The sequence below is a fragment of the Pseudoalteromonas sp. AS84 genome (assembly GCF_038900255.1).
GTDB lineage: Bacteria > Pseudomonadota > Gammaproteobacteria > Enterobacterales > Alteromonadaceae > Pseudoalteromonas.
This window is the reverse complement of the sequence record NZ_JBBMQY010000016.1, coordinates 71,096-97,355: the sequence shown is the minus strand read 5'-3', so window position 1 is coordinate 97,355 and position 26,260 is coordinate 71,096. Positions and strand designations below refer to the sequence as shown.

30 protein-coding genes are annotated in these 26,260 nt (G+C 38.2%); 12 read left to right on the top strand and 18 right to left on the bottom strand.

Going from position 1 to position 26,260, the window contains the following annotated elements:
• Positions 1-298: 298 nt before the first annotated feature.
• The 3 genes from WNY79_RS15570 to WNY79_RS15560 all read right to left on the bottom strand — a co-directional run bounded on the left by WNY79_RS15570 (position 299) and on the right by WNY79_RS15560 (position 1,704).
• Positions 299-727 (bottom strand): secondary thiamine-phosphate synthase enzyme YjbQ, encoded by a 429-nt coding sequence (locus WNY79_RS15570; RefSeq protein ID WP_024599239.1) that lies wholly within the window; start codon positions 725-727, stop codon positions 299-301.
• Positions 724-1,191, bottom strand: a complete 468-nt coding sequence (locus WNY79_RS15565) for a chemotaxis protein CheX (protein WP_007580265.1) — start codon at positions 1,189-1,191, stop codon at positions 724-726. Before WNY79_RS15565 ends, WNY79_RS15570 begins: the two co-directional genes overlap by 4 nt.
• Positions 1,192-1,266: 75 nt before the next feature.
• Positions 1,267-1,704: a transcriptional repressor gene (locus WNY79_RS15560; RefSeq protein WP_024599240.1), complete on the bottom strand. Its 438-nt coding sequence runs from the start codon at positions 1,702-1,704 to the stop codon at positions 1,267-1,269.
• Between the two features lie 95 nt (positions 1,705-1,799).
• Here WNY79_RS15560 and WNY79_RS15555 point away from each other — a divergent pair, with 95 nt between their 5' ends.
• The 10 genes from WNY79_RS15555 (at position 1,800) to WNY79_RS15510 (ending at position 9,856) form a co-directional block, all read left to right on the top strand.
• Positions 1,800-2,420, top strand: a complete 621-nt coding sequence (locus WNY79_RS15555; RefSeq protein ID WP_024589771.1) for a MarC family protein — start codon at positions 1,800-1,802, stop codon at positions 2,418-2,420.
• A 390-nt stretch (positions 2,421-2,810) separates the two neighbouring features.
• A complete protein-coding gene (locus WNY79_RS15550; RefSeq protein WP_342876313.1) occupies positions 2,811-2,972 on the top strand; it encodes a hypothetical protein in 162 nt (53 codons plus the stop codon).
• A gap of 50 nt (positions 2,973-3,022) precedes the next feature.
• Entirely contained in the window at positions 3,023-4,552 is a 1,530-nt protein-coding gene (locus tag WNY79_RS15545) for an anti-phage dCTP deaminase (protein ID WP_342876312.1), read from the top strand.
• Between the two features lie 323 nt (positions 4,553-4,875).
• Positions 4,876-5,859 (top strand): tRNA dihydrouridine(20/20a) synthase DusA, encoded by a 984-nt coding sequence (gene dusA / locus WNY79_RS15540; RefSeq protein WP_342876314.1) that lies wholly within the window; start codon positions 4,876-4,878, stop codon positions 5,857-5,859.
• A 244-nt stretch (positions 5,860-6,103) separates the two neighbouring features.
• Positions 6,104-6,784: a PspA/IM30 family protein gene (locus WNY79_RS15535; protein WP_342876311.1), complete on the top strand. Its 681-nt coding sequence runs from the start codon at positions 6,104-6,106 to the stop codon at positions 6,782-6,784.
• Positions 6,785-6,794: 10 nt separating this feature from the next.
• Positions 6,795-7,001: a PspC domain-containing protein gene (locus tag WNY79_RS15530; protein WP_024599243.1), complete on the top strand. Its 207-nt coding sequence runs from the start codon at positions 6,795-6,797 to the stop codon at positions 6,999-7,001.
• A gap of 170 nt (positions 7,002-7,171) precedes the next feature.
• Positions 7,172-7,498, top strand: a complete 327-nt coding sequence (locus WNY79_RS15525) for a hypothetical protein (RefSeq protein ID WP_024599244.1) — start codon at positions 7,172-7,174, stop codon at positions 7,496-7,498.
• A 79-nt stretch (positions 7,499-7,577) separates the two neighbouring features.
• The gene (locus WNY79_RS15520) at positions 7,578-8,087 is read left to right on the top strand and encodes a copper chaperone PCu(A)C (RefSeq protein WP_024599245.1); all 510 of its coding nucleotides are present in this window, start codon (positions 7,578-7,580) and stop codon (positions 8,085-8,087) included.
• Between the two features lie 8 nt (positions 8,088-8,095).
• Complete coding sequence (locus tag WNY79_RS15515) at positions 8,096-9,082, top strand: DUF2333 family protein (RefSeq protein WP_002957928.1); 987 nt, start codon at positions 8,096-8,098, stop codon at positions 9,080-9,082.
• A gap of 3 nt (positions 9,083-9,085) precedes the next feature.
• A complete protein-coding gene (locus WNY79_RS15510) occupies positions 9,086-9,856 on the top strand; it encodes a TIGR04219 family outer membrane beta-barrel protein (RefSeq protein WP_342876310.1) in 771 nt (256 codons plus the stop codon).
• Positions 9,857-9,889: 33 nt separating this feature from the next.
• Here WNY79_RS15510 and WNY79_RS15505 read toward each other — a convergent pair whose 3' ends face one another.
• Both WNY79_RS15505 and WNY79_RS15500 read right to left on the bottom strand, forming a co-directional pair.
• Entirely contained in the window at positions 9,890-10,777 is an 888-nt protein-coding gene (locus tag WNY79_RS15505; protein ID WP_342876309.1) for a TIGR03899 family protein, read from the bottom strand.
• On the bottom strand, positions 10,746-11,327 hold the full coding sequence (locus WNY79_RS15500; protein WP_342876308.1) for an SRPBCC family protein: 582 nt from the start codon (positions 11,325-11,327) through the stop codon (positions 10,746-10,748). The genes WNY79_RS15505 and WNY79_RS15500 overlap by 32 nt, the downstream gene beginning before the upstream one ends.
• A gap of 111 nt (positions 11,328-11,438) precedes the next feature.
• On the opposite strand from WNY79_RS15500, the gene WNY79_RS15495 reads away from it, so the two are divergent.
• Together WNY79_RS15495 and WNY79_RS15490 are read left to right on the top strand one after the other, a co-directional pair.
• Positions 11,439-13,628, top strand: coding sequence for an EAL domain-containing protein (locus WNY79_RS15495; protein ID WP_342876307.1), 2,190 nt, complete (start codon positions 11,439-11,441; stop codon positions 13,626-13,628).
• A gap of 131 nt (positions 13,629-13,759) precedes the next feature.
• Positions 13,760-15,937, top strand: coding sequence for a YgiQ family radical SAM protein (locus WNY79_RS15490; protein ID WP_024599250.1), 2,178 nt, complete (start codon positions 13,760-13,762; stop codon positions 15,935-15,937).
• A 188-nt stretch (positions 15,938-16,125) separates the two neighbouring features.
• Here the strand turns inward: WNY79_RS15490 and WNY79_RS15485 are convergent, their stop codons facing one another.
• From WNY79_RS15485 to WNY79_RS15425, 13 genes are all read right to left on the bottom strand, one after another.
• Positions 16,126-16,677 (bottom strand): protein disulfide oxidoreductase, encoded by a 552-nt coding sequence (locus tag WNY79_RS15485; RefSeq protein ID WP_024599251.1) that lies wholly within the window; start codon positions 16,675-16,677, stop codon positions 16,126-16,128.
• A 56-nt stretch (positions 16,678-16,733) separates the two neighbouring features.
• Positions 16,734-18,092, bottom strand: a complete 1,359-nt coding sequence (mgtE, locus tag WNY79_RS15480) for a magnesium transporter (RefSeq protein WP_024599252.1) — start codon at positions 18,090-18,092, stop codon at positions 16,734-16,736.
• 125 nt (positions 18,093-18,217) lie between these two features.
• Positions 18,218-18,490, bottom strand: coding sequence for an HPr family phosphocarrier protein (locus WNY79_RS15475; protein ID WP_002957937.1), 273 nt, complete (start codon positions 18,488-18,490; stop codon positions 18,218-18,220).
• Positions 18,491-18,532: 42 nt separating this feature from the next.
• Positions 18,533-19,378 (bottom strand): RNase adapter RapZ, encoded by an 846-nt coding sequence (gene rapZ, locus WNY79_RS15470; protein ID WP_024599253.1) that lies wholly within the window; start codon positions 19,376-19,378, stop codon positions 18,533-18,535.
• Between the two features lie 18 nt (positions 19,379-19,396).
• The gene (gene ptsN, locus WNY79_RS15465; protein ID WP_024599254.1) at positions 19,397-19,849 is read right to left on the bottom strand and encodes a PTS IIA-like nitrogen regulatory protein PtsN; all 453 of its coding nucleotides are present in this window, start codon (positions 19,847-19,849) and stop codon (positions 19,397-19,399) included.
• Positions 19,850-19,853: 4 nt separating this feature from the next.
• Positions 19,854-20,141 (bottom strand): ribosome hibernation promoting factor, encoded by a 288-nt coding sequence (hpf, locus tag WNY79_RS15460; protein ID WP_007580301.1) that lies wholly within the window; start codon positions 20,139-20,141, stop codon positions 19,854-19,856.
• Between the two features lie 27 nt (positions 20,142-20,168).
• A complete protein-coding gene (locus WNY79_RS15455; protein ID WP_024599255.1) occupies positions 20,169-21,668 on the bottom strand; it encodes an RNA polymerase factor sigma-54 in 1,500 nt (499 codons plus the stop codon).
• 69 nt (positions 21,669-21,737) lie between these two features.
• On the bottom strand, positions 21,738-22,463 hold the full coding sequence (lptB, locus tag WNY79_RS15450) for an LPS export ABC transporter ATP-binding protein (RefSeq protein WP_007580304.1): 726 nt from the start codon (positions 22,461-22,463) through the stop codon (positions 21,738-21,740).
• Positions 22,460-23,005, bottom strand: coding sequence for a lipopolysaccharide transport periplasmic protein LptA (lptA, locus tag WNY79_RS15445; protein ID WP_024599257.1), 546 nt, complete (start codon positions 23,003-23,005; stop codon positions 22,460-22,462). Before lptA ends, lptB begins: the two co-directional genes overlap by 4 nt.
• Positions 22,995-23,549 (bottom strand): LPS export ABC transporter periplasmic protein LptC, encoded by a 555-nt coding sequence (gene lptC, locus WNY79_RS15440; protein WP_024599258.1) that lies wholly within the window; start codon positions 23,547-23,549, stop codon positions 22,995-22,997. The genes lptA and lptC overlap by 11 nt, the downstream gene beginning before the upstream one ends.
• Positions 23,546-24,097, bottom strand: a complete 552-nt coding sequence (gene kdsC / locus WNY79_RS15435) for a 3-deoxy-manno-octulosonate-8-phosphatase KdsC (RefSeq protein WP_342876306.1) — start codon at positions 24,095-24,097, stop codon at positions 23,546-23,548. Before kdsC ends, lptC begins: the two co-directional genes overlap by 4 nt.
• Positions 24,098-25,069, bottom strand: coding sequence for a KpsF/GutQ family sugar-phosphate isomerase (locus WNY79_RS15430; RefSeq protein WP_342876305.1), 972 nt, complete (start codon positions 25,067-25,069; stop codon positions 24,098-24,100).
• 3 nt (positions 25,070-25,072) lie between these two features.
• The gene (locus tag WNY79_RS15425) at positions 25,073-26,041 is read right to left on the bottom strand and encodes a calcium/sodium antiporter (protein ID WP_342876304.1); all 969 of its coding nucleotides are present in this window, start codon (positions 26,039-26,041) and stop codon (positions 25,073-25,075) included.
• Positions 26,042-26,260 lie beyond the last annotated feature (219 nt).

The following is a 26,260-nucleotide window of genomic DNA, read 5'->3' as shown; positions in this document are numbered from 1 at the left end:
CGGTACTAGCTCAGTTGGTAGAGCGCGACCTTGCCAAGGTCGAGGTCACGAGTTCGAGCCTCGTGTACCGCTCCAATCATTTTATATCCTTTCAAAATTTTCTGTATTAAAAAATCATAATTTAAAATATCTCTCATCTACTTTATTCTATGTGTAATATTCAGCATTGAAGTTTTGATTATTAGAAATTATTACTTCGCGCGCCTAAGATTTACGTCTATAGAGTGGCGTATTTTGAATCTATGAGGGTATGACTGAAGAAAAACAGAGGTTAACATTTTAAACCGAGAAGCTTGTGTTAAAACAGCTCCCCTTGAATAGTCGCTATAATTCGCCTTGAGCCACCAGAGTCACGATGCTCTCCCAAGTAAACACCTTGCCATGTACCTAACGCTAAATAACCATTTGAAATAGGAATACTTAACTCACAGCCTAACGTACTGGTTTTAATATGTGCGGGCATGTCGTCATCACCTTCATAATCGTGACGATAATAAGGTTGACGTTCAGGAACAAATTTATTGAAATGGCTTTCCATGTCCATACGAACAGTGGGGTCTGCATTCTCGTTTATGGTAAGACTTGCTGAGGTATGCTGAATAAATAAATGTAACAAGCCTATTTTGTAATTTGCCAGTTCAGGGAGTTGAGACAATATTTCGTCATCAATTATATGAAAACCCCGCGGGCGAGGTTTTAATGTAATTTGCTTTTGCTGCCAACTCATAGTTTATCGAAGCTAACTTCAATGTTTGCATTACCAGCGTCACAGCTAAATGGCATGATAATCTTTTTACCTTGGCTTTTATGAGTAATTGTATGACCCTTACCCGACACCACAATAGGTGTTGCCATATCAAAGTCGAAGCCTTTTTCGCCTAGTAAGTTTTTAGCACCGCCGGTTACCATGTTGGTTATCTCGCCAACCATGTCAGTTACTTCTTCATCTATAGTATCTGGCCTTTCGCCAAGCATACGTTCCATAATGGTTAATGCTAGCCCTTCATCAAACGTAATTGAAAATGATCCGCGAGTTTGCGGGCCAACCATACCAATCAAACCTGATACATCACCACAGGCAATCTCATCAGTTTTAATGCGAGGTTTACCCGGTTTTAATTGAGTTTGAGCCATAGTGCTCAAAACATTAATTAAAGATGATAAAAACGGATTGATGAACTCTACATTCATAGTGGGCACTCTTAAATTGGGGCTAATAAATGGCTATATAGTATGAGTATAGCCACTAAGGATAATTTTGGGGGATTATGATGCTCTACAAGACTCACATTTGCCATGTGCTTCGATTGTTTGTCCAGAAACAACGAAGCCACCTTCAGCGGCTAAATTATTTAACTCATGAGAGATAACGGTCGAGTGCAACTCTTTAACAAATCCACAGGTATCGCAAATTAATAACTGTACAGGATGAATATGATCAAAATGATGGCACAGCATAAATGCATTTGTGCTTTCAATTTTATGAATAAAACCTAGTTCAGCTAAAAAGTCTAATGCACGATAAATAGTTGCAGGTTTAGCACCTGTTTCAGTTACTTTTAATTGCTCAAGCAAATCGTATGCACCAACACCACCTTGTGCACTGGCTAATAGACGAAATACTTTCTCGCGGATAGGCGTAAAACGCGCACCACGGTTGTCACAAACTTGTTTTGCTTTACTTACGAGTGATTCTATATTCATCATTACTCTTATCCTTATGCTACCGTGGTATACTAACATACTGTGTTGTAGTTGCAGCGTTTTTATTAAGCGCTTTTTACCTAGGAAACCCAGTAATGCACGAACTATTGGCTATATTTATTTTCTTTTTTGCGGTTATTGACCCCATTGGCACTGTCCCTGTATTTATTGCAGTCACACGTGGTGATGATGAGAAATTTAAACGTAAAGTTATATTTAAAGCGGTAGGTGTATCTGCATTAGTGCTCTTATTTTTTGTTCTCGCAGGTGAGCAATTACTTAACGCAATTGAAATCCCACTTTCGGCTTTTCAAATAGCCGGCGGAATCATATTACTTATTTTTGCGCTTTCAATGATATTTGGTGAAAGTAAACCTGAAGCCGAAATTAAAAGTGTGCGCGATAGTACTGAAACAGCTATTTTTCCGTTAGCGATTCCATCTATTGCGAGCCCTGGCGCTATGTTAGGCGCCGTATTAATGACTCGCAACGAAGAATATACCTGGGTTGAGCAGTTACTAACGTCTTCAATGATGCTTGCTGTATTAGCGGTTGTACTGGTTTTGTTACTGCTTGCAACGCATGTACATAAATTAATTGGTGACAGTGGTGCAAGTATAATAAGTAGAATTATGGGGCTTATTTTAAGTTCGGTTGCGGTTACCAATATTTTAAATGGCATAGCTCATTATTTTGGCTTGCAGGTGTTCTCTTAACATTGATGCCCGTTAGGCTTTTGTGTAAAATGCAGCGCCTTTTAAGCTGTGCTTAATAACTTTAATACCCTGAGGTTTGCTTTGAATAAATGTACTTTGGATAGACGCTTTTCTGTGGCACCAATGCTTGATTTGACTGATATTCAATAAAATAGTGAAGTTTTTTGCTATGAGGGAGAGTATAGGGTGCTGCTGTTTAATTTTGGGGGCTTAATACCTTACCAAATGTTGCTTAAATGTTTATTTATTTCTTATAATTTGTTTATCTTTTAGTGTAACTGTGCTAAATATGTTTTAAAGGAATGAAAGGTTGTTTATTTGAGTAAGCGGGGGTAAGATACGCGCGCTCTTATTTTTGAGTCTCATCTTGCTCGTTATCTAGGAAAGTAAATGAAAGACAATAATTTAGCGAAAGTTAACGTAGAAAATGGAATAAAATTAAACATTTCGAATAATCCAAAAGTTGAATGTTTTATTTCTGCTCGTGATAAAAAAAGAAAAAACGAAGCAAAAGAAAGAGTGTATAAAGCTGCTAATAACTTGAGTTGGTAATAATTGTATAGTATTGATATCCTGTTAATATAATCAAACAGGATGTTACCATGGCTCAGCCCGCCCAAAAAATCACAGAACTACCTCAATCTAATAACACACATAAGAATCAAGAAACCCCGTTAGTCACTATTCAGAATCGAAGATCTGAGGAGCTCATTATAGGGCTTTGTGGAACTGTGGGTTCTGGTATTCGTGGGTTAAAGTCAACTTTAGAAAATAAATTAATAGAGTTTGGATATCATGTTGAGCATATACGTTTAAGTGAGCTTATTATATCGCAACAGAGTAATGCTGAAGAATTAAAAAAATTAAAAGGTTTTGAGCGTTATAAAGCATTGCAGGACTCAGGTGATGAGTTGAGGAATAAGCATCGTGCAAGCATTCTCGCCGAAATGGCTATTAGAAAAATTACTATTTTAAGGGAGGCTAATTTTGGGGGAGAAGGAACTGACGGTGTTATAAAAGTCACTAAAAAAGCAGCATATATAATTGACCAATTAAAACATCCAGATGAAATCTCTCTTTTAAAAGAAACTTATCGTAATAATTTCTATTTATTGGGAATGCTAAGAACTGAAAATGAAAGACGCGCAAACCTAAAAGAAGAGCAAATGACTGATACTGAAGCTGGTATTTTAATTGATCGTGATAGGAAAGCCGCTGAAAGTTATGGGCAGCATGTTGAAAAATCACTCCATAAATCTGATTACTTTATTAGAAATATCGATAGCTCTCAGGCTACGGGTGAATCAGTTGTTAGATTTATAAAGTTGATTCATGGAACAAATCATATTACCCCTACCAAAGATGAAGTTGGTATTTATAGTGCTTTTTCAGCATCTTTAAAATCAGCATGCCTCTCTAGACAGGTTGGAGCATCTATTTCTGATGATGATGGGAATATTCTTTCTACTGGATGTAATGACGTACCTAAATTTGGTGGAGGGCTATATAATGCAGAGAGTGATAATGATAAGCGATGCTTTAATCACGGAAGTAAGTGCTACAATGATAAGCATAAATCATTATTAAAAAGTGAGATTGAAAGTATTTTAGAGTCAAAAAATATATCTGGAGCATCTCAAATTGCTCAACAGATATTAGAAGAATCAAAAGCTAAATCATTAATTGAATACTCAAGAGCAATACATGCAGAAATGGATGCAATTACAGCTCTTGCACGTAGTGCCAATAGTAGTACGGTTGGGAAAACATTGTACTGTACTACTTATCCGTGCCATGTATGTGCTAGGCATATAGTCGCTGCGGGAATAAAAAGAGTTGTTTATATTGAGCCATATGAAAAAAGCTTAGCTACTCAGCTCCACGGAGATGCGATTTATCATCCTGATAATCAAACAGCAGAGAGTAAGGTACTAATTGAGAATTTTGAAGGTGTTTCGCCTTTAAGGTATTCTAAATTTTTTGGATATAATCAAAAAAGAAAAAATGGCTCAGGGGAAGTAATTGGTTACTTTGTTAACGGTTCTGGGCATGTTGATTTTCAACATTTGGATAGTTATGGCGAGTATGAGCTAAAAATTGTGCAACTATTGAATAACTCTTTACCAGACTGACAGTTTGAGTAGTTTCAATTGAGCTCAATTCAAAACCCGTGACTAACGGGTTTTATTTTGATGAAGTTCAAGATTATATTCTTTTAATTATATAAAAATATCACACCTACTATTTAAAAATTGGATAAATACATTTTTCAAACTTGTTTGTGTATAATCCCTCGCTTAATTATCAAATCGCATATTTATGTAAGTTATTGATTTGTCCTACTCTGCGAGGGTGTCTATAGGGGCACCATCTAGGTAATTCAAAGCAATTCAGGGCAGTTAAAACAACTCGGAGCAGCAATTTTATGAATGATGAAACCCTTGGAGGTGTTGTAATGACTGGGGACCCAGTAAAAACAAGCTTTCGTAGAATGTCCGTTGCACCAATGTTGGATTGGACTGATCGCCATTGTCGTACTTTTCATCGCAAAATGACTAAACATACTGTGCTTTATACTGAAATGATAACCACAGGAGCTATCTTATTTGGTCGAGGCGACTACTTACATTTTAATAAACACGAAGGCCCAGTGGCGCTGCAGCTTGGTGGCTCTGATCCTAAAGCGCTTGCGCAATGTGCAAAGTTAGCCGGTGAGCGTGGTTATGACGAAATAAATTTAAATGTAGGTTGCCCGTCAGACAGAGTTCAAAATGGTCGATTTGGCGCATGTTTAATGGCTGAACCTCAATTAGTTGCGGACTGTGTTGCAGCAATGAAAAACGAAGTAAACATTCCTGTTACCGTTAAAACGCGCATTGGCATTGATGAGCAAGATTCGTATGAGTTTTTATGTGCGCTAATTGAAGCGTCCCATAAAGTAGGGTGTGATGACTTTATTATTCATGCTCGTAAAGCATGGCTGAATGGTTTAAGCCCAAAAGAAAATCGTGAAGTTCCACCGCTTGATTACCCACGTGTTTATCAACTTAAAAAAGATTATCCGCAACTCGATTTAAGCTTAAATGGCGGTGTTAAAACAATTGAGCAGAGCCTAGAACATTTACAACATATCGATGGTGTGATGATTGGGCGTGAAGCTTACAGTAACCCATTTATGCTCAATGACGTTGATGAGAAAATTTATGGTGATGCTGCAAACACACAATCACGCCACGACGTAGTGCGCTCAATGTACAGTTACATTGAAGAAGAAATGCGTTTGGGGGCTAATTTTTGGCACATTGCACGTCACATGCTCGGTATTTTTCAGGGGCAACCAGGTGCACGAGGCTTTAGGCGCCACCTTTCTGAAAGTGGTCATGGGAAACAAGCTGATTTATCGGTAATGGATAAAGCATTAAGCTTTGTACCAGAATAAAGCTAAGCCTTAAAAATTCTAAATTTAAGCCACTTTCGAGTGGCTTTTTTGATCCTAAAAATTAGTCAAAATCATAATTTATTGGCCAATTACACTCTATGCTGTTCAGCTTGAAGTCACTAAAATTTAGATGGCTTGTTGTTTATTACCTTGATTTTAAATGTTTTATTTTTATTTTGATGGACTTGGCACAACTCTTGGAATCTTCTTGTTGAAATTAATTAAAAATCAACAGGAGAATACCATGGGAATATTTAACCGCGTAAATGACGTTATTCAATCAAACATTGTGGCTATGCTTGATAAAGCAGAAGACCCTGAAAAACTTTTAAACCTAATGCTTAACGACATGCAAGATGCGTTGAATGAGTGTCGTAGTACAGCTGCTGCTTTATTGTGTGAAGAAAAAATAATTAATCGTCAAATTGATACTAAAAAAACAGAATTAGCAGCTTGGCAAGTTAAGGCTGAACATGCGGTTGAAAAAGGCAGTGATAACCTTGCTAAATCTGCTTTACTTGAAAAGCAACGTGTTAGTGAAAGCATTGTAAATAAGCAAACTCAGTTAGAAACTTTGCAAGAGTCTATCGCAAAAATTAAAGTTGATTGTGAGCGCCTGCAGCAAAAAATAGTAGAAGCTAAAACGAAGCAAGCACAATTAGTTAAACGCCATGATGTAGCAGCTGCAAGAAAAAAGATAAGTACAACGTTACAAAGCGACAAAGTAGCTAATGCATTATCTCGGTTTGAGCAAGTTGAGCAACGTGTAGAAAGTATTGAAGCCCAAATAGAAGCGTATGAGTTAACCGACTCTGCAAATACGACAGCTGCACAAATTGAAGCCTTAGTTAAAAATGAAAAAATAGATGCTGAGCTAGCTCAGTTGAAAACAAGTTTAAAAACTGATTTAAAACAGACTGCTTAAGGAGAATATTATGAATAGCTTTAATCGCCAACGTGGTTGGTATAAAGATACGTTAAATAAAAAAATATCAGGTGTATGTAGTGGTTTGGCGCATCGATTAGATTTTCCGGTGTGGGCAACGCGCTTAGTAACTATTTTATTATTTTTAAGCTTTCCGTTTGCAGTTGCTCTTGGTTATTTTATTGCGCATTGCTGCCTTGAAAATAAAGAGTATTAATACCAACAGGCATAAATATTTGAACAATTTAACGAATTAAGTCACTCTATAACGTTATTGAAATTTATATGTATAACAACTAGATATAAAAATTTTGCCTAGTTGTAGCGCAATTTTCTTATCGTTAAATAGACCCCGTATATAAGCCGGTTGGTATAGGGAGAATTACTATGAAAGCTTTGGCAGTATGTGTAATTATCTATTTATTACTGTTTACTGATTTAATAGCGTTTGTGCATGTCGACTCTTGGCAGTTGCCGTTATGGATTGCTGATATTAGCTGGGCAGGGCTAGAGCTTGTAGGCGCTTTGGCCGCAATTGTTACTGTAGTTGCGGTAGTGGCTTTAATTACTATGGGATTAGTAGGTGCGGGTGTAGTGGCGTTAGCTGGGACTGTTTTAGCGCTTTTATTTGGATCTATAATGATTGCATGGCCGTTACTATTTGTTGCAGTGTTGTGTTGGCTTGTTGCCGATAACAAAAAAGTAGCCTCTTAATCCTTAATTTGACTGACTATTATAGGTTAACTATGTTAAATTTAGCCTGTAATTTAAAGTTTTCATAAGGATAAGAATGATGACGAAACTATGTTTTTCGATGGCTTCTGCATTACTATTTAGTTTTTTTTCGTCATCGTTGGCGGCGCACTCAGGACACGAACATGCTTCTGATGTGGCTGTACTCGAAGTAGCTAACGCGCAAGTTAGAGAGTTTTTACCTGGCAGTACTTCAACTGTAGGTTACTTAACGCTTACTAATCACGGCGGAACAGCAGCAACTTTAACTAAGGCAACGCTTGATGGCTTGGGCCGTGTTGAAATACACGAGCACTCACATGTAGACGGCATGATGAAAATGCAACAAGTTAAATCGGTTGAAATTAAAGCGCATGAAAGTGTCAGTTTTCAACCTGGCGGTTATCATTTAATGGTATTTGAACCACAAGAGCCATTAAAAGTAGGGCAAGAACGTAAACTCACGCTATATTTTAGTGACGGTAATCGCTTATTTACTAATGCTCAAGTCGTGTCGCTTGAAGCGCAAGCTAAACAGTCGAAACCTTCTACTCAACACGCTCACCATTAGGAGTACACATGTCGCAACATAAAGGAAAAATAGCAGGAATAGTTGTTTTACTGCTTATCATTTTTTACGCAATTGCTGTTTATTGGAGCACTGAACCTTCACGTTTTGACGTTGTTGCAAACGCGAAAGAGCAAGCACAGCTTCGTAATGAAAAAATAGTAACGGGTTATGTAACTACTTCTACATTGATTACAGTAGCCAATACCTTACTCGATAAACCGGGTGGCTACTTATCAAATGATGTAATACCGCCAAGTATTATTATGGATGATATGCCAGCGTGGGAATATGGTGCGCTAGAAATGGTACGTGATTTATCGCTTTCTATGCGAAAAGATTTTAGTCGTTCACAATCACAGTCTACTGAACATGAAGCACTTAAAAAGGCGCAGCCACAGTTTAATATAAGCTCTGAAGCATGGGCATGGCCAAGTGCTGAAGGTGAGTACCAAAAAGGTATTGACTACTTAATGGTATATCGAGGCCAAATTGCTAACGAGCATGAGCGCGATAGCCAATTTTACGCACGAGCAGATAACTTACGTAGTTGGCTTAAAGAAGCTGAAAAACGTTTAGGTAGTTTAAGTCAGCGTTTAAGCGCCAGTGTAGGCCAAGAAAAAGTGAATACCGATTTAGCAGGTAATTCATCTAATAAACAAGCAACTCTTGCTCCACTGCAGCAACAAGTAAGAACGCCGTGGTTAGAAATTGACGACGTGTTTTACGAGTCGCGCGGTGCTACTTGGGCGTTACTACACTTTTTACAAGCGATAGAGTATGACTTTAATGATGTACTTGAAAAGAAAAATGCACGTGTAAGTTTACAACAAATCATACGTGAACTTGAGGCAACTCAAGAAACAGTATGGAGCCCACTTATTTTAAACGGGAATGGTTTTGGCTATGTTGCTAACCACTCTTTAGTTATGGCAAATTATATTTCTAGAGCCAATGCGGCTTTAATCGAACTTAGCGAACTACTAGCTCAAGGATAAAAAATGAAAAAGTATTGTTTAGCAGCAGCCCTTTCAATGGCATGTTTAGCACCAGCGGCGCAAGCTGACACCCTATTAGGTTTATATGTAGGTGTTGATGGATGGAAGTCAGATAACGATGGCCAATTTTCTTACAAAAATAATGCATCTCAAGATTTTGATTTTGAAGATGAGACTTTTGTAAGTTACTACGCGGCGCTTGAGCACCCAGTGCCACTAGTTCCAAATATTAAATTAAAGTATACAGAGCTTGAGCTAAATGGTTCAGCGCTGCTTACAGATACATTTAGCTTCAATGGTTCTGATTATGTTGTTGGTTCTACTGTAAATACGGTAAGTGATTTAACGCATATTGATTATATTCTTTATTATGAAATTTTTGATAATGACTTAATTTCAATAGATCTAGGTTTAAATGCTAAACAGTTTGACGGTGATATTGTTGTAAGTGGCACTACCCAAAATGGTGGTACTAACTTTACCGAAACCAAAGACTTCTCCGGTTTTGTTCCTCTTGCATACGGCCGTGCCGAAGCTGGCTTACCATTTACTGGTTTAAGTGTATTTTTTGAAGGTAGCTTTTTGGCTATTGACGATAGCAAAGTACAAGATTACCAAGTAGGCGTAGCGTGGGAACTTATTGATAACCTAGCAGTAGATGTTGCTGTTAAAGCCGGTTACCGTTCTATGGTGTTAGAACTTGATGATGTAGATGATATTACTACTGATATTGATGCATCTGGCCCATTTGCGGGTATTCAGGTTCATTTTTAATTAGTATTTTCTAATTAAACAAAGCGTGGCATATTATTTTATTGCGTGCCACGCTAAATCAAACTCTCCCTCTAGCGCATTATTAATCAACTGCTTATAGACCTTATTGACAGGGAAATTAATGAGTTTAGAAAGCTCATCACCTGTTTGCGTAAATTTGTAATAGCTTAATACCAAATCACTACTCTTTGCCTTTAACGTTACTTTTTGCGATAAAAATGAAAGGGTAAGCTCTTGCCCCGCTTTAAGCACTGCAGATTCAATTTCTTTTCTATACAGTAAATTAAGATCCATGAGCGTTAAAATATCAGGAAAGCTAATACCCATTTTTCCTAAATTTAGAGATACTTTATTGCCTTTTCGTAGCAAATCAAACAAGGACGGTTTTTTGTAAAAGCCGAGTAATATAAAGTGGCTGTCGTCTTTTTCGTTATAGCCTGAGAGCGACACACATTTTTGCAAAGAGTCTGCTTCTCGCTGTGTCATATGTTTTAAAGTTTGTAGGCTTTTAATTGAAAACGTACCAGGATTAAGGGTTTCTCCCGTTAAAATTTTGGCCCATAAAATTTGCATTGACGCATTTGAGGTATCTTCACATAGGGCTATAAAGTGTTCTACCCAGTCAACATCGGGCTGTTTACTACTTGCTACATCAGGGCAAAATCCCATAGCCATTGCTAAAATTGATTCTATATTTTGTTGTTGTTTAATAAGTAATAAATCTTGGCGCTTTTGAGCACGAGCTAAAACAGAGTTTTCACTATTGATATGATAAAGCGGCTTAATTTGGCCCTTAATATCGTAACTCTGCTCGTTAGTAGGTAGTACACCGTTACTTCCTACTTTTGTTATAGGGTAACCAAGTAAGGATTCAATGATGTTGGCTAGATTAATTCTCGCCTGAGCTGTTTTGACTGTCATGACTGTGCATTATCCTTTGTGGATCACTAAGCTGTGCAACAGTTTGAAGGTTATTTAAACCCAGTGAAACTGTATTACTGAGTACGTACTCGCTTAAAATTGCAGTGTAACCAGATATTAAAGGAGCCGTTGTTTGACCTTTAATATTACATATTAACGTAACTATACCGTTTTGCTCGCTAAGGTTAAAAGTGCCTCTGATAATATGTTCAGCATTTAAAAGTATGTTGAAGCTGACTTTATTTTGGCTTATCGAAGTTATGATCATTTCACCATACCCCCATTTTCCTTTCCAAGACTGATGAGCTCCTAGGCCAGAACTGGGTTCGCCCAAAGTAAAACGTATGCTGGGGTCTACTTTTTCCCATGGAGACCATTTTTGCCATTGGCTAAAGTCGGTGATAAGCGGCTTTATTACTTTAAGATTGGCATTAATTTCGATTGTTTTATTTACACTATAACTTTGAGGCAGTATTAGCCCTACCAGTGCCAATACCAATAGTAATAACAGCACGCATTTGATTAATATTTTTAATGGTTTAATAAGCACACCTTTTATTAGTTTTTCAAGTTGAAATACAACAACTTTTTATTAATCGACTATAGTATGAATTAGATTATAAACCAAAAATAATTTATAGATTGCTACTTAGGAGAGCGAATGTCGTCAGATCAAAACGATTTTTTATTTTTTGAACAAGATTTTGAAGACGATGCTGTTGTTGAGCAGACTAAGTTTTGGGATATTTTAATTGTTGATGACGAACCTGAGATTCATTCTGTAACAAAATTAGCTTTGTCTGGAGTTGAGTTTTTAGGGGCAGGTTTGCGATTTCACGATGCTTATTCGGGTGCAGAAGCAATAGAAGTGTTAGCTAAAAATAAAAATATTTCGGTTATTTTTTTAGATGTTGTTATGGAAACTGACGATGCCGGTTTGCAGGTTGTAAAAAGAGTGCGTGACGAATTAAATAATCAACATGTAAGAATTATTTTAAGAACAGGGCAAGCAGGCAATACACCAGAAGAAAAAGTAATACGAGAATACGACATAAATGATTATAAAACGAAAACAGAGCTTACTCGCTCTAAGTTATTAACTTCGCTTATAACGGCTATTCGCTCATACGAGCAGGTATGCCAGCTTGAATATCAAAGTGATGCGATGAACACGATTGTTTCAGCATCAAAGTCTATTTTAGGACTTACTGATATTAAGCAATTATGCAAAGAAGTCATCAAGCATATGAGTGTTATTTTAAAGTGCGCACCTAGAGGGCTTGTTTGTAGCAAGTTGGATGGCGATGACTTTATTCAAGTATTAGGTGGTTGTGGGCATTACGAAGGCTATTTTGGTGAAAAATTAATTAATGTTGATAGCAGAGTATTTGAACAAGTTGAGTCATGTTTTGCTTTGTCAAAGCACCAACATATAGATTCAAGTTCAACATTTATATTGAAAAGCAAACATCGAAAAGCGGCTTTATATATAGAGTGCGAACACACTCCCTTACAAGCACAGCTTCAATTTGCTGAAATTTTCTTAACTAATGTAAGTGTAGCACTTGATAACATAAGGCTATTTGTAAAGTTAAGAGATGCAGCTTATAAAGATGTGCTTACTGGTATTTCAAATCGTACTAACTTTATTGAACGGGTAGTGCATTATCAAAAGCCCCACGTGAATGATTATATATTTGTATTACTTGATGTAGTTAACTTTGCAGATATTAATAATGGCTTAGGGCAAGAGGTCGGTAATAAAGTATTAATTGGTATTGTTCAAAGGCTAAAAGAAAATTACCAATCAGCTAAATTACTTTCACGTATTGGCGCTGATGTTTTTGGGTTTATTATTCGCCAAGACGAATTTGACTTAAAAAAATTGAATGAGCAACTAGGTATTCCATTTTACGCAGAAGAACATTTACTGCCTATCGACTTTAGAGTCGGCTTATGCCAACAACAAGACTTTCAAAGTAGTGGTATTGATACACTGAAAGTTGCTTATATCGCACTTAATCAAGCTAAAAAAGCAAAGCATAAAGAAGGCGTTTATTACAGTATTGATATGCAAGATAAAATGGCTTGGCGTTTAGGTATTATTAGGCAGCTACGTCATGACTTTGCTCGGAATAAGTTAGAGGTATGGTATCAACCCCAACTTGCACTAGATGATTTATCGCTAATTGGGTGTGAAGCATTATTACGCTGGCCGACAGGTGATGGCGTGTATATATCACCAGCTGTATTTGTACCACTTGCAGAGGATGCTGGCTTAATTGTCGATATAGGGCAGTGGGTATTAGAGCAAGCTTGCCAACAGCAAAAGCGCCTAGAAAATATGGGTACAGAAATTTGTATTGCGGTTAATGTGTCTGTTCCGCAGTTTAAAGTAAAAGGTTATGCACAAACTGTTAAAAATACATTGTTAAAATATGGTGTTAAGCCCAAGAACATAGAATTAGAAGTTACCGAGAGCGTAGTAATGGATGAGCTAGAAACTGTTATTAATACTCTAAGAGAGCTTAAAGAACTAGGATTGGAAGTTGCTATTGATGACTTTGGCACTGGTTTTTCGTCGCTGAGCTATATTCAAAGTTTACCACTGGATAGATTAAAGATAGACCGCGCATTTATAAAGGGTTTACCAAACGATGATACAGGTGCTATTGCTGCTTTAGTTATATCACTTGGCGCTAAGTTGGGTTTAAAAACGATTGCTGAAGGGGTCGAAACACAAGCGCAAGCCCAGTTCTTAAAGAATTTAGGGTGTGATGAGGTACAAGGGTTTATGTATGCTAAACCCATGCCTGAGAATGAATTAATAGAATTTATAAATAAACGCTAAAAAAGATTAATTTATTATTTAAGCTAATGAACGATTTAGAATTTAAGGTGCGATATGCTTTGACTACTTTGTATATATAAACAATTTAGTAGGGTATAATTCGCGCCTTTTGTTATTCTACGGCCACAATTATGAGCACACTCAAAGCTAAGCGCGCCTTATTTTCATACCCTAAATATTGGGCTGAATGTTATGGCACCGCGCCATTTTTACCAACTACACGTGAAGAAATGGATGCACTTGGCTGGGATAGCTGCGACATAATAATAATTAGTGGTGACGCGTATGTTGATCATCCTAGCTTTGGTATGGCGGTAATTGGCCGTGTACTTGAAGCGCAAGGCTTTAGAGTGGGTATTATTGCCCAGCCCGCGTGGGACTCTAAAGATGCATTTATGGAGCTAGGCAGACCGAATTTATTTTTTGGTGTAACAGCTGGCAACATGGATTCGATGATCAATCGCTATACAGCTGAAAAGCGTATGCGCCACGATGATGCTTACACGCCAGATAACGTAGGTGGTAAACGTCCCGATCGCGCCGTAATGATTTACTCGCAAAAATGTCGTGAAGCATACAAAGGAATACCAATTGTTATTGGTGGTATTGAAGCGAGTCTTCGTCGTATTGCTCATTACGACTATTGGCAAGAAAAAGTACGTCGTAGTATTTTGTTTGATGCTAAAGCTGATATTTTAATTTACGGTAACGCAGAGCGTCCGTTAGTTGAAGTTGCGCATCGTATTGCCGCAGGCGAAACAATGGATACTATTCAAGATATTCGCGGCACGGCTGTTATTAGAAAAGAACCTTTACCAGGTTGGCGTGGTAGTGACTCTACCGCTATAGATAAAATTGGTAAAATTGATCCTATTCCAAATCCATACGGCGCTGATGATGTTGGATGTAGCAAATCTGAATTTAAACAAGCGGGTATTGATTTAAAGGCGGAAGCTGCAAAACCAATCATGGTTCAGCCTGCGCGACCTAAACCGTGGGAAAAAACTTACGTTAAGTTACCTGCTTATGAGCAAGTAAGTGTTAACAAACCTCTATACGCCCACGCTTCGCGTATTTTACATCAAGAAACAAACCCTGGTTGTGCAAGAGCGCTGTTTCAGCGACACGGCGATCGCTCTATTTGGGTAAACCCGCCTGCATACCCATTAGAAACACATGAAATGGACGCTGTGTTTGGTTTACCGTATCAGCGAATTCCTCACCCAAGTTACGGCGACTCTAAAATTCCTGCTTACGACATGATAAAAACATCGGTAAATATTATGCGCGGTTGTTTTGGTGGTTGTTCGTTTTGCTCAATTACGGAGCATGAAGGGCGTATTATTCAAAGTCGTTCGCAAGAATCTATTATTGAAGAAATTGAACAGATTAGAGATAAAGTACCTGGCTTTACTGGTGTGATTTCTGATTTAGGTGGCCCAACGGCAAATATGTATAAACTGCGTTGTACTAGTAAAAAAGCAGAAAGTACCTGTAGACGCTTATCATGTGTGTACCCTGAAATTTGTAAGCACATGGATACCGACCATACGCCAACAATAGACTTATATAAAAAAGCACGTGAAGTTAAGGGTATTAAAAAGGTTTTGATTGCTTCTGGTGTACGTTATGACTTAGCTGTACGCGACCCGCGTTACGTTAAAGAATTAGTAACGCATCATGTGGGCGGCTACTTAAAAATAGCGCCGGAGCATACAGAGGATGGTCCATTATCAAAAATGATGAAACCAGGTATGGGCGCGTATGATCAATTTAAAGAATTATTTGATAAGTACTCTAAAGAAGCAGGTAAAAAGCAGTATTTAATTCCTTACTTTATATCAGCTCATCCAGGTACAAAAGACGAAGACATGGTAAACATGGCTTTATGGCTTAAATCAAACGACTTTAAGCTTGATCAGGTACAAAATTTTTACCCGTCACCGATGGCTAATGCAACGACTATTTACCATACAGAGATGAACTCTTTACGTAATATAAAAAACAATACAGAAGTTGTTCCAGTACCTAAAGGTGCTCGCCAACGTAGATTACATAAAGCAATTTTACGCTACCATGATGCAGCAGGTTGGCCAATGATACGCGAAGCACTGCGTAAAATGGGTAAAGCTAATTTAATTGGTAAAGGGCCTAACTGTTTAGTGCCTGAAGAAGGGCGTGATGAAAAAGCAGGTAAAGGTCGCAGTAAAGGCGGACGTCCGGCACTAACGCGACATACCGGTTTTAGCCAATTTAAAAAGGCAAACACTAAACCAAAAGTAGGCGGTAATCGTCAAAGTACACGTTAGTAATCTAATCTACTAATATCTAGCGTAATTAGTTTAATTACGCTAAGGATTTTTAAGCCTCGTTAGTACGTAAATTAAGTAAACCTTGCTCTTTATTGGCTATATTATTGTAGGTAATAAAGAGCGAACTTTCAGAAACTCCCCTTAAGATTGGCGTATTTAGAGCCAATATACTTCTAGTTAGTTTTTTAAAACGTTGATGATAACCATAAACGTAATTTAAGTGACCATAACGGTTGAATACCTGTTAGCCCTTGCTTCATTTTATTATCTTTTAAGATTATATAGGATGGCGTGACTTGTCCTTGCCAGTCGGCAAATATCTCACCGTGTTGATCGTTTACAGTGGCAAAATTGTAGCCGTGATCATTTAGATACTCATGTAGTTCTTTATCAGAACCTGATTTTATTGCGATGCTCACGACAGGGTAGTTATTCTCGTTTGCGAGTTCGTTTATGGCAGGGGAGGTAATACTACAAATAGGGCACCAAGTTCCCCAAAAGTACACAAGCGTTGGTTTATCTTGGCTCATTGCTGATAAATCAATGTTTTGCCCTTTATAGTCTATTAATTGTAATTGAGGATTTGCAGGCATGACCGGTTGCCTCCACCAATTAACAGCGTTATAAATTACGAAAAATATAGAGCCATATATCAATACACTTTTTAATATTGATAGCCCTTTTTGTTTTGGCGTTTTTTTAGGTGTGTCTTTTTTATTTTTAGTATCCGTTGTCATAGCTGCAACTTTACCCTAAGTGTTTTTTACTTTAGTTATTTGCAAAAGTTTCTAATTTAAACCAGCAACCAAGTAGCAGTACCTAAAAAGGCGAATATACCCACAATATCTGTCACCGTGGTTAGCACTACACTCCCTGCAAGTGCTGGGTCTATATTCATTCTTTTAAGAATAATAGGGATACTCGCACCAGCAACACCTGCCACCACTAAGTTCATAAACATAGCGAAGGCGAGTACGCCACCAAGCATAAAGTCCCACTGCCATAGGGCAATAACACCTGCTATTAACAACGACCACAAAACCCCGTTTAACGCGCCAATAGCAAGCTCTTTCATCATCAAGAAACGTTGGTTTGTTTGATTTATATGACCTACCGCAATACCACGAATAACAAGCGTCAATGATTGGCTACCTGCAACACCACCCATAGAAGGGACAATACCGTTAAGTACAGCTAAAATAGGTAAAACATCTAAAGTGCCTTCAAAAAAGCTAGCTACAAAAGCAGCTGCAAGTGCCGTTAGTAAGTTGACACCTAACCAAACTGAGCGTTTTTTAGAGCTTTTTAGTACTGGTGCAAAGGTATCTTCTTCATCATCAAGACCGGCTAAACTTAGTAAGCTATGCTCCGCATCTTCTCTTATTACGTCAACAATATCATCGATAGTTACACGACCAAGGAGCTGATCGTTATCATCAACTACGGGGGCCGATATCCAATTATGACGTTCAAATAATTGCGCGACTTCACTTTCATCCATAGAGATTGGGATAGACTCACAATCTTCATCCATTAAATCGCGAACAATTTTTTCTGGCGGGTTAGTTAATAATGTACTGAGTGATAAAGCGCCTATAAAGCAGTTATGCTTATCAACAACATACAAGTCATCGGTACCTTCTGGTAACTCGCCGCGTAGCCTAATATACCTAAGTACAACATCAAGCGTAACGTCGGGGCGAATGGTCACCGTATCGGTGTTCATTAGCGCGCCAGCAGAACGCTCTTGATACGAAAGTGCTTGTGTTGCACGTTCACGGTCTTGAATGTCCATCGCGCTAACAACGTCTTTATAAACGGTGTCTGGCAGACTACGTAATACTTCACCTAAGTCATCGTGGCCCATATCCTCTGTTGCGGCTGCAATGTGCTTAGGTTCCATCTGGGCAATAATGCCTAAACGAACATCTTCTGATAGTTCTTCAAGAACATCGCCTTGCACATCAGGATCAACCAACTGCCAGAGGAGTCGGCGAATTTTATGGGGGGATGATTCTAATAGTAATGCGGTATCACAAGGAGCTGTTTTTGCGAGCATGCGCCTAACTTGAACAAATTGACCACTATTGAGTGACTTAGTCACCTGTTTTAGTTGCTGTAGTGGGTAATCTTGTTCAAAAGCTTCAGGCATTGGCGTCCTTTATAAATTTTTATATTACTTTATGAGGAGAGGTGAGTTAACTGGCGTCACTAACCGTATTTATATATCTGTTTTAGTTGAGGCGTTAGTAATGCGAGCATTATTTTTATAACTGTTTATTCTTGCTCATTAAAACGTTGTGCTATTAACTCTCCAACAGCATGTAAAGCTTGCTCAGAATCGGGGCCTTTGCATACAACTTTTACTTCTTTGCCTTGGCTACTTTCAAGTAACATTAGTGCAAGTACGCTATCGCCCGCGGCTTCTTTATCATCTTGAAATAATGTGATTGTCGCATCAAATTGTACTGCTAACTGCGCAAGCACAGTAGCTGCTCTAGCGTGTAAGCCTAATTTGTTTTTTATTAAAAAAGTGTCTTCACAGTGCATAACTTACTCTACCTAAGCTGAACAGGTGATTATTCAGCTCTATTATTTTTCTTGTTCACGATGGCGAATTTTTACATTGGGATGTGTCATTGCAAAACTTTCACCGATAGTTTGCGCTAAATATACAGAGCGATGTTGTCCGCCTGTACATCCGATAGCTATGGTTAAATAACTGCGGTTATTTCGCTCTAAGTGCGGTAACCACGTTTGTACAAATGTTTGAATTTGCCATGTGAATTTTTGCACTATGCTGTGATTGGCCAAATAATCTTTAACGGGTTGATCTAACCCATTTAAAGGTTTTAATTCAGGTTCCCAATGTGGATTTGGTAAAAAGCGTGCATCAAATACATAGTCGGCTTCTTTTGGTATACCGTGTTTAAAACCAAACGATTCAAACGTGACAATTAGTTGCTTATCTTTTTTACCTAAAATCTTTTCACGAATAGATTCTGCAAGTTGGTGAACGCTTAAATCAGTTGTGTCTATCATAAAGTCGGCGCGGGTGATTAATACATCAAGTAATTCTTTTTCTTTTTTGATGGCTAAATCAAGAGGCAGCGAGTCAATTGATAGTGGGTGTAACCTGCGTGTTTCTGAAAAGCGTTTTATCAACGTTTGATCGTCGCTATCTAAATAAAATAACGTAGGATTTGCAAAGCCTGGTAAGTATTCAAGAATATCGTTAAATTCATCTTGCTCTTTAGGGATGTTTCGCACATCAATGCTAACAGCAATTTTATCGTAGCTATCAGACACACTGCGAACTAATGAAGGAAGCAAGTTAACTGGAATATTATCTACGCAATAATAGCCTAAATCTTCTACAACGCGTAAAGCAACCGACTTTCCAGAACCAGAACGGCCGCTTATGATAATTAACTCCATTTAACACCCTTTATAAAACTATGATTGATCGACAATAACTTGGTAAAGCTCAGCATCTGATTTTGCACAGCGTAACTGTTTACAAAAATCTTTGTTGTTTAGTTTATCAGCAATGGTTGCGAGAGTCTTTAAGTGCTGTTGGTTATCGCCATCTGGTACGATGAGTGCGACAAAAATATCAACAGGACGATTATCTATTGCATCAAAATTTATTGGAGTTTCGCTAACGAGTACTAAAGCTAAAGGCTCTTCTGCACCGCTCATTCGACCATGAGGAATGGCAATACCACGCCCAATACCTGTACTACCCAGTTTCTCTCTGCTCATTAAAGCAGTAAGGATATCCTGTTGCGGTAAATACGGAAGTTTGTCGTGAGCAAGTTCGCTAATGAACTCTAAAATTCTTTTTTTGCTATTAAAAAGGACCGCAGCTTTGCTGCAGTCCTGGCATATAAGTGAGCTTAATTTCATCATATTAGTGTCGAGCAAGCTTCTCTTTGTGTTTAATTACTTGTCGATCGAGCTTGTCGATCAACGAGTCAATGGCGGCATACATATCTTGATGTTCCGTAGAGGCAAATAGCTCAGCACCACTTACATGTATTGTAGCTTCTGCTTTTTGATTTAATTTTTCTACATCAAGAATGACATGAACATTATTAATATGATCAGAGTGTCTTTCTAGCTTCGCAAATTTGGTATTAATATAGTCTCTTAGTGAATCGGTTAATTCTACGTGACGACCAGTTAAGTTTAGTTGCATAAGCATTACCCTCTTTTTTTTTGCGTCTTAGATCAAGCTTTTACGCTGATTTGACGGTGGAATAGCCAGAGATTCGCGGTATTTTGCGATTGTACGTCTTGCTACTTTAATTCCTTGCTCAGCCAATATATCCGCTATTTTACTATCACTCAATGGTTTTGCTGAGTTTTCTGCAGCGATTAATTTGCGGATAAGTGCACGAATTGCTGTAGATGAACATTCACCACCGTTTTCGGTGCTTACATGGCTTGAGAAAAAGTATTTAAGCTCAAATATACCACGGGGTGTATGCATATACTTTTGAGTTGTTACGCGCGAAATTGTTGATTCGTGCATTTCTACCATTTCAGCAACATCATTTAAAACCATCGGTTTCATTGCTTCAGGTCCGTGTTCAAAAAAGCCTTGTTGTTGCTTAACAATACAATTAGTTACTTTTAAAAGCGTGTCGTTTCTACTTTCTAAGCTTTTAATAAACCATTTAGCTTCTTGTAAATGCGAGCGAATAAACTGGCTGTCACCACTCGATTTTACAGTGCGAGACATTGCAGCGTATTGGCTATTAACACGAATTTTAGGCATGCTATCTGGGTTTAACTCAACAACCCAGCGGCCTTTAATTTTTTTAACCGACACGTCTGGAATAACATACTCAGATTCTTCTCTTACAATAGTATCTGCTGGCTTAGGACTAAGAGTATGGATTAATGTCATTACTTCTTTAAGCTCTTCTTCTTTGAGCTTGGTTTTCTTCATTAATGTACGATAGTCACGAGCAGCTAATAAATCAATATGCTCGGTTAAAATCATTTTTGTTTCATTAATGTAAGGTGTTTCTTTATCAAATTGGTTAAGCTGAATACACAAACACTCTTGTAAACTACGTGCAGCAATACCGACAGGATCAAACAGTTGGATGCGCTTTAATACAGCTTCAATTTCATCAAGTTCGACTTCGTTATCATCTTCGTTTTCTTGATTAAAGCTTTCTAAAATCTCTTCGCAGCTTAGTGTTAAAATACCTGAATCATCAACGGCTTCTACGATGGCAATAGCAATAGCTTCGTCTGTAGGGCTAAATGGCGTTAATTGTAACTGCCACATTAAATACTCATGGAGCGTCTCTGTAGAGGCACCTTGATAAATTGATTCATCTTCAGGCATTGGACCCGATGATGCTGCAGGAGCGGCACTCATGTACTCATCCCAGCTAACATCCATAGCCATGTCGTCACTTAGCGTGTCTTTCGCAAGTGCTTCACCACTATCTTGTTCGTATTCGCTTGGAGCATCATCGGCAGATGCGCTAACAGTTATGTCATCGGTATCAGCTTTTTGCTCGTTTTTGCCAGCAGCATCTTCTGAGTAGTCTTGTTCTTCAACCTCTAATAGCGGGTTGCTGTCGAGAGCTTCTTGTATTTCTTGCTGGAGATCCAATGTACTGAGTTGCAACAAACGAATAGCTTGTTGCAGCTGTGGAGTCATTGTAAGTTGCTGGCCCATGCGCAGCTGTAGTGATTGCCTCATGTATCTCTAACAATCCTTTTATGTTGTTATAATTAATACTAGCAGATGCTTAAAGACATGGCGTAAATGTTACAGCCTAAATTGCTCGCCTAAGTAAACATCGCGTACTGTTTTATCATTTAATACGTGTTCTGGAGTACCTGATGCAATCAGCTCCCCATGAGAAACAATGTAGGCTTTTTCACAAACATCAAGGGTTTCTCTTACGTTATGGTCGGTAATTAATACTCCAATCCCACGATTTTTAAGATGTTCTATTATTTTCTTTATATCTAATACTGAAATTGGATCAACACCAGCGAACGGTTCATCCAGTAATATAAATTTAGGATCTGCTGCCAGCGCACGTGCTATTTCAACACGACGACGTTCGCCACCTGATAATGCCATACCTTGGCTATCACGAATGTGTTGTATGCTAAATTCATCTAATAATTTATCGAGAGTGTCTTCTCTAGCTTGTTTATTTAACTCTTTGCGCGTTTCTAAAATAGCCATTAAGTTTTGATAAACAGTTAGCTTTCTGAAAATTGAAGACTCTTGCGGTAAGTAGCCTATGCCTAATCTAGCACGACTATGCATAGGTAAAAGAGTAATATCGTTATCATCTATCGATATTTTACCTTTATCGCTAGGCACAAGGCCTACAATCATATAAAACGTGGTTGTTTTGCCTGCGCCGTTAGGGCCAAGTAAGCCAACAATACTGCCAGCTTTTACTTCAAGGCCAACGTTTTTTACAACTTCACGGCCTTTATAGCTCTTTGCTAATAGTTCTGCTTTTAATGTGCTCATGGTTGACCTTTGTCGCTTTTTTTACTTTTTTTAGTTTCAATGGGTACTAAAATTGTATGAACGCGGTCAGTTGAGTTTTCATCTTTTTCGGCACTGATTAGCTGCTGCTCAATGTCGTAGGTAATGCTTTTAGCATTTATTTTTTGTCCTGCTTGCGATACCTGTGCATTACCAACAAGCGTTAAAAAACGCTTAGATACATCGTAACGTACTTCGTCAGCACTGGCGCTCATAGTCGTGCCGTCTGATTGCTTCTCTTCAAAGTGGGCAGGGCTACCAGTGGCAATTAATAATTGCTTATTATCACCAAGTTCATCGCGTTTATGTACTTCGAGACGGTCGGCTGTAATACGGCGGTTACCGTGAATAATTTCAACGTTTTTCTCAAAAATCCCGACATTAGCTTTTAATTGACCTTCTTGCTTATCGGCGCTTATTGATATTTGATTTGCAGCAGGCTGTGTATTTGGCTCTGCAGCACTGCTATTAAATGCTAGTATAAGTGTAGGAATAATAAGTGATTTTAATATTTTATTGGTCATAATATATGGTTCGCGTATGGTTAATTAGTTTTATCACTTCGGTTTTTAAGTCGGCTTCTAGGCCTTTGCCGGTGATTTTTAAATTGGGTCCAGTGATGATAACGGGTTGCTCCGAGCGCATTGTTAATAGCTTTATATCTACCTGAATATTATCAGCATTGATTTTGTCTATCATGGCGTTATCGGTTAAGTTTTTGGCAACCACGTTACCTTCTAAAATTAATTGTTTGTCTTCGTATAATGTTGCTTCGTCTGCATTTATTTGCCACGTTTGCTTTTCGTTATATAAAGTAAAAATGGGTTTTTCAAAAAACGTGAAACCTAATTGCTGATATAGTTCCATTTTAGCCGCAGTTACTTTGTGGCTGATTGTACCTTGTTCGTCATAGGCTGTTTGTTTGAGTTCAATGGCTATGTAATCAGGCTTGGCAATAACTTCAGGCTCAGTCTGAGGCAAAATATTTGGTTGTGTAAAATAAGGGTACCAAAGCCAAACCATACAGCTAATGAATAAAACGCTTAATATTATGCGCGCTGCATTCATGAACTAGTGCCTTGTGTAGTCAATGCTTTACCATTTTCAAGCATAAGTAAGTCGGTGAGCTCTCTTACTGCACCAAAGCCGCCAGGCATTTGCGTTATATAGTGTGATAAACGTTTAATAAGTGGATGGGCATCATTTACTGCAACAGCAAAGCCGACTAATTCCATAACAGGCATGTCAGGGCCATCATCACCGATATAAGCAATTTGTTCATCGCTAAGGTTGAGTTTGTCTTTTAATTCTTGATAGGCAATGAGCTTATTTTCTTGACCTTGATAAATATGCTGTACGGTTAAGCTGCTCATACGTTGTTGCACTATTTGTGAATGACGACCAGTAATTACAGCCACTTCAAAGCCACTGTTTATAAGCGCTTTAATGCCAAAACCATCTTTTGTATTAAATGCTTTTAGCTCTTCACCTTGATTACCAAGATAAATACGGCCATCAGAAAATACACCATCAATATCGCATATAAGTAGCTTTACTTTTTTAGCGCGTGCTTTTACATCATCGCTCAGCGGTTGATAGAGTTCTTCAAATTGCATTTATAACACTCCTGCTTTTAATAGGTCTTGCATGTTTAATGCGCCAATAGGTTGGTTTTTCTCATTGATGACGATTAAGCCATTTATACGTTTGTGTTCCATAATATTAAGCGCTTCAGCGGCTAAAATATCTTGTGTAGCCGTAGTACATGACTTAGTCATAACAACATCTATTTGTGTTGTATGAATATCAATTCTTTGCTCTAAAATACGACGTAAATCGCCATCGGTAAATAATCCCACGAGCTGCTGATTTTCATCAACAATGGCTGTCATGCCTAAACCTTTGGCGGACATTTCAATAAGGGCGTCTTTAACTGTTTGTGAAACGCTAATAATAGGTGTATTTGCACCACCGTGCATAACATCTTTTAAAGTAAGCAGTAAGCGCTTGCCTAAACTACCACCTGGGTGAGATAGCGCGAAGTCATCAGCTGTAAAGCCCCGAGCTTCTAATAGTGCAACTGCCATGGCATCGCCCATCGCAAGCGTTGCAGTGGTGCTTGATGTAGGAGCTAGACCCAATGAACAGGCTTCTTTTTCTACTTTAATACACACATGTACATTAGCAAGGGTCGCCATGGTTGATTGCGTATTGCCAGTCATCGATATCATTTTGGCACCAAGTCGTTTTAAAACCGGAATGATATTTAAAACTTCGCTGGTCTCCCCTGAATTAGAAATAAGCATAACCACGTCATTTTTAGTGATCATACCTAAATCACCATGGCTTGCTTCACCAGGGTGAACAAAAAATGCAGGGCTGCCAGTACTCGCAAGAGTGGCCGCGATTTTATTGCCAATATGACCTGATTTACCCATGCCAATGACAATAATACGGCCTTCGCAGTCGTACATTAATTGGCACGCGTTATTAAAATTCTCATCTACATATTGTGCAATATCACTAAGAGCTTGGCGCTCAACATCTAAAACGCGAAGACCTTGTTCAATAAAATTTAGCGTTGCCATCATTTACCCTACTTGACTAAAAATATACCCTTGGTAACCCAAAAACGCTATTAGCAATAAGCCGCCTTCTACTCTATTGATACGTTGGGTGCCTCTAAAGTTCAATGACATAATAATAAGAGCAAGTGTTGCACCAATCATAATTAATACGTCTCGACTTACTAATGATGGGTCAATGGCAGAAGGGTTAATGATACCTGAAAGTGGTAATACCGCTAGAATATTAAATATATTTGAGCCAACAATATTACCTAGTGCTAAATCATCTTCATTTTTAAGTACACCAGCTACCGAAGCTGCAAGCTCTGGCAAGCTAGTACCAATGGCAATAATTGTTAAGCCAATGACTAAGTCGCTTAAGCCGAAGTATTTTGCAATGTCTACAGCTGAACCTATTAAAAAATGAGAGCTAACAGGTAGGAGTATCATGCCGACAACTAACCAAAATACCGCTTTTTTCGTAGGTACATCGTTAGGGACGTCGTCGCAGGCTTCTGAGACAAATGGGTCATCTTGGTTTTTCGCACGCATAGATACAATAATTAACCCACCGATGAATACGATAAAGCCAACCAAAAGCGCAACACCTTCATTAAATGAAAAGTAGTTATCTGAGAACACATACCAAGTAACTAAAGATACGAGCATTACCAATGGCATTTCGCGTTTTAATGTACTTGATGAAACTGAAAGAGGGCGAAATAGAGCTGTGATACCTAACACAAGTAAAATGTTTGTAATATTAGAGCCAACAGCATTACCAACGGCTGTGTCGGTTTTATTAGCCAGAGCTGCAGAGGCTGAAACCATCATTTCAGGTGCTGAAGAGCCCATAGCTACCACGGTTAAACCAACAATAAGTGTAGGTACACCAAAGTTTTTAGCAAGAGCCGCAGCGCCATAAACAAACCTGTCTGCACTCCAAACAAGAGCTGCAAAACCAAGAATTAAAATAACAAACGAGGTAACCATTGTGTTAAGCCAGTTATACAAAATACGGATGGCGCGAATAGTAACAAAAGCCAAGATGAAAGTATAAATAAAAGAGTAAGGTCAACTACGTAACAATGCTGCTTTTAAACAGCTAATTTAAAAATTTAAGCCGGGGTTAAGCTGTTTTGAGCGAGTCTTATAATCCTTTTCATGGGTGTATTACAAAATCTTACGAATTGTTTTTTCCATCTTTGACAA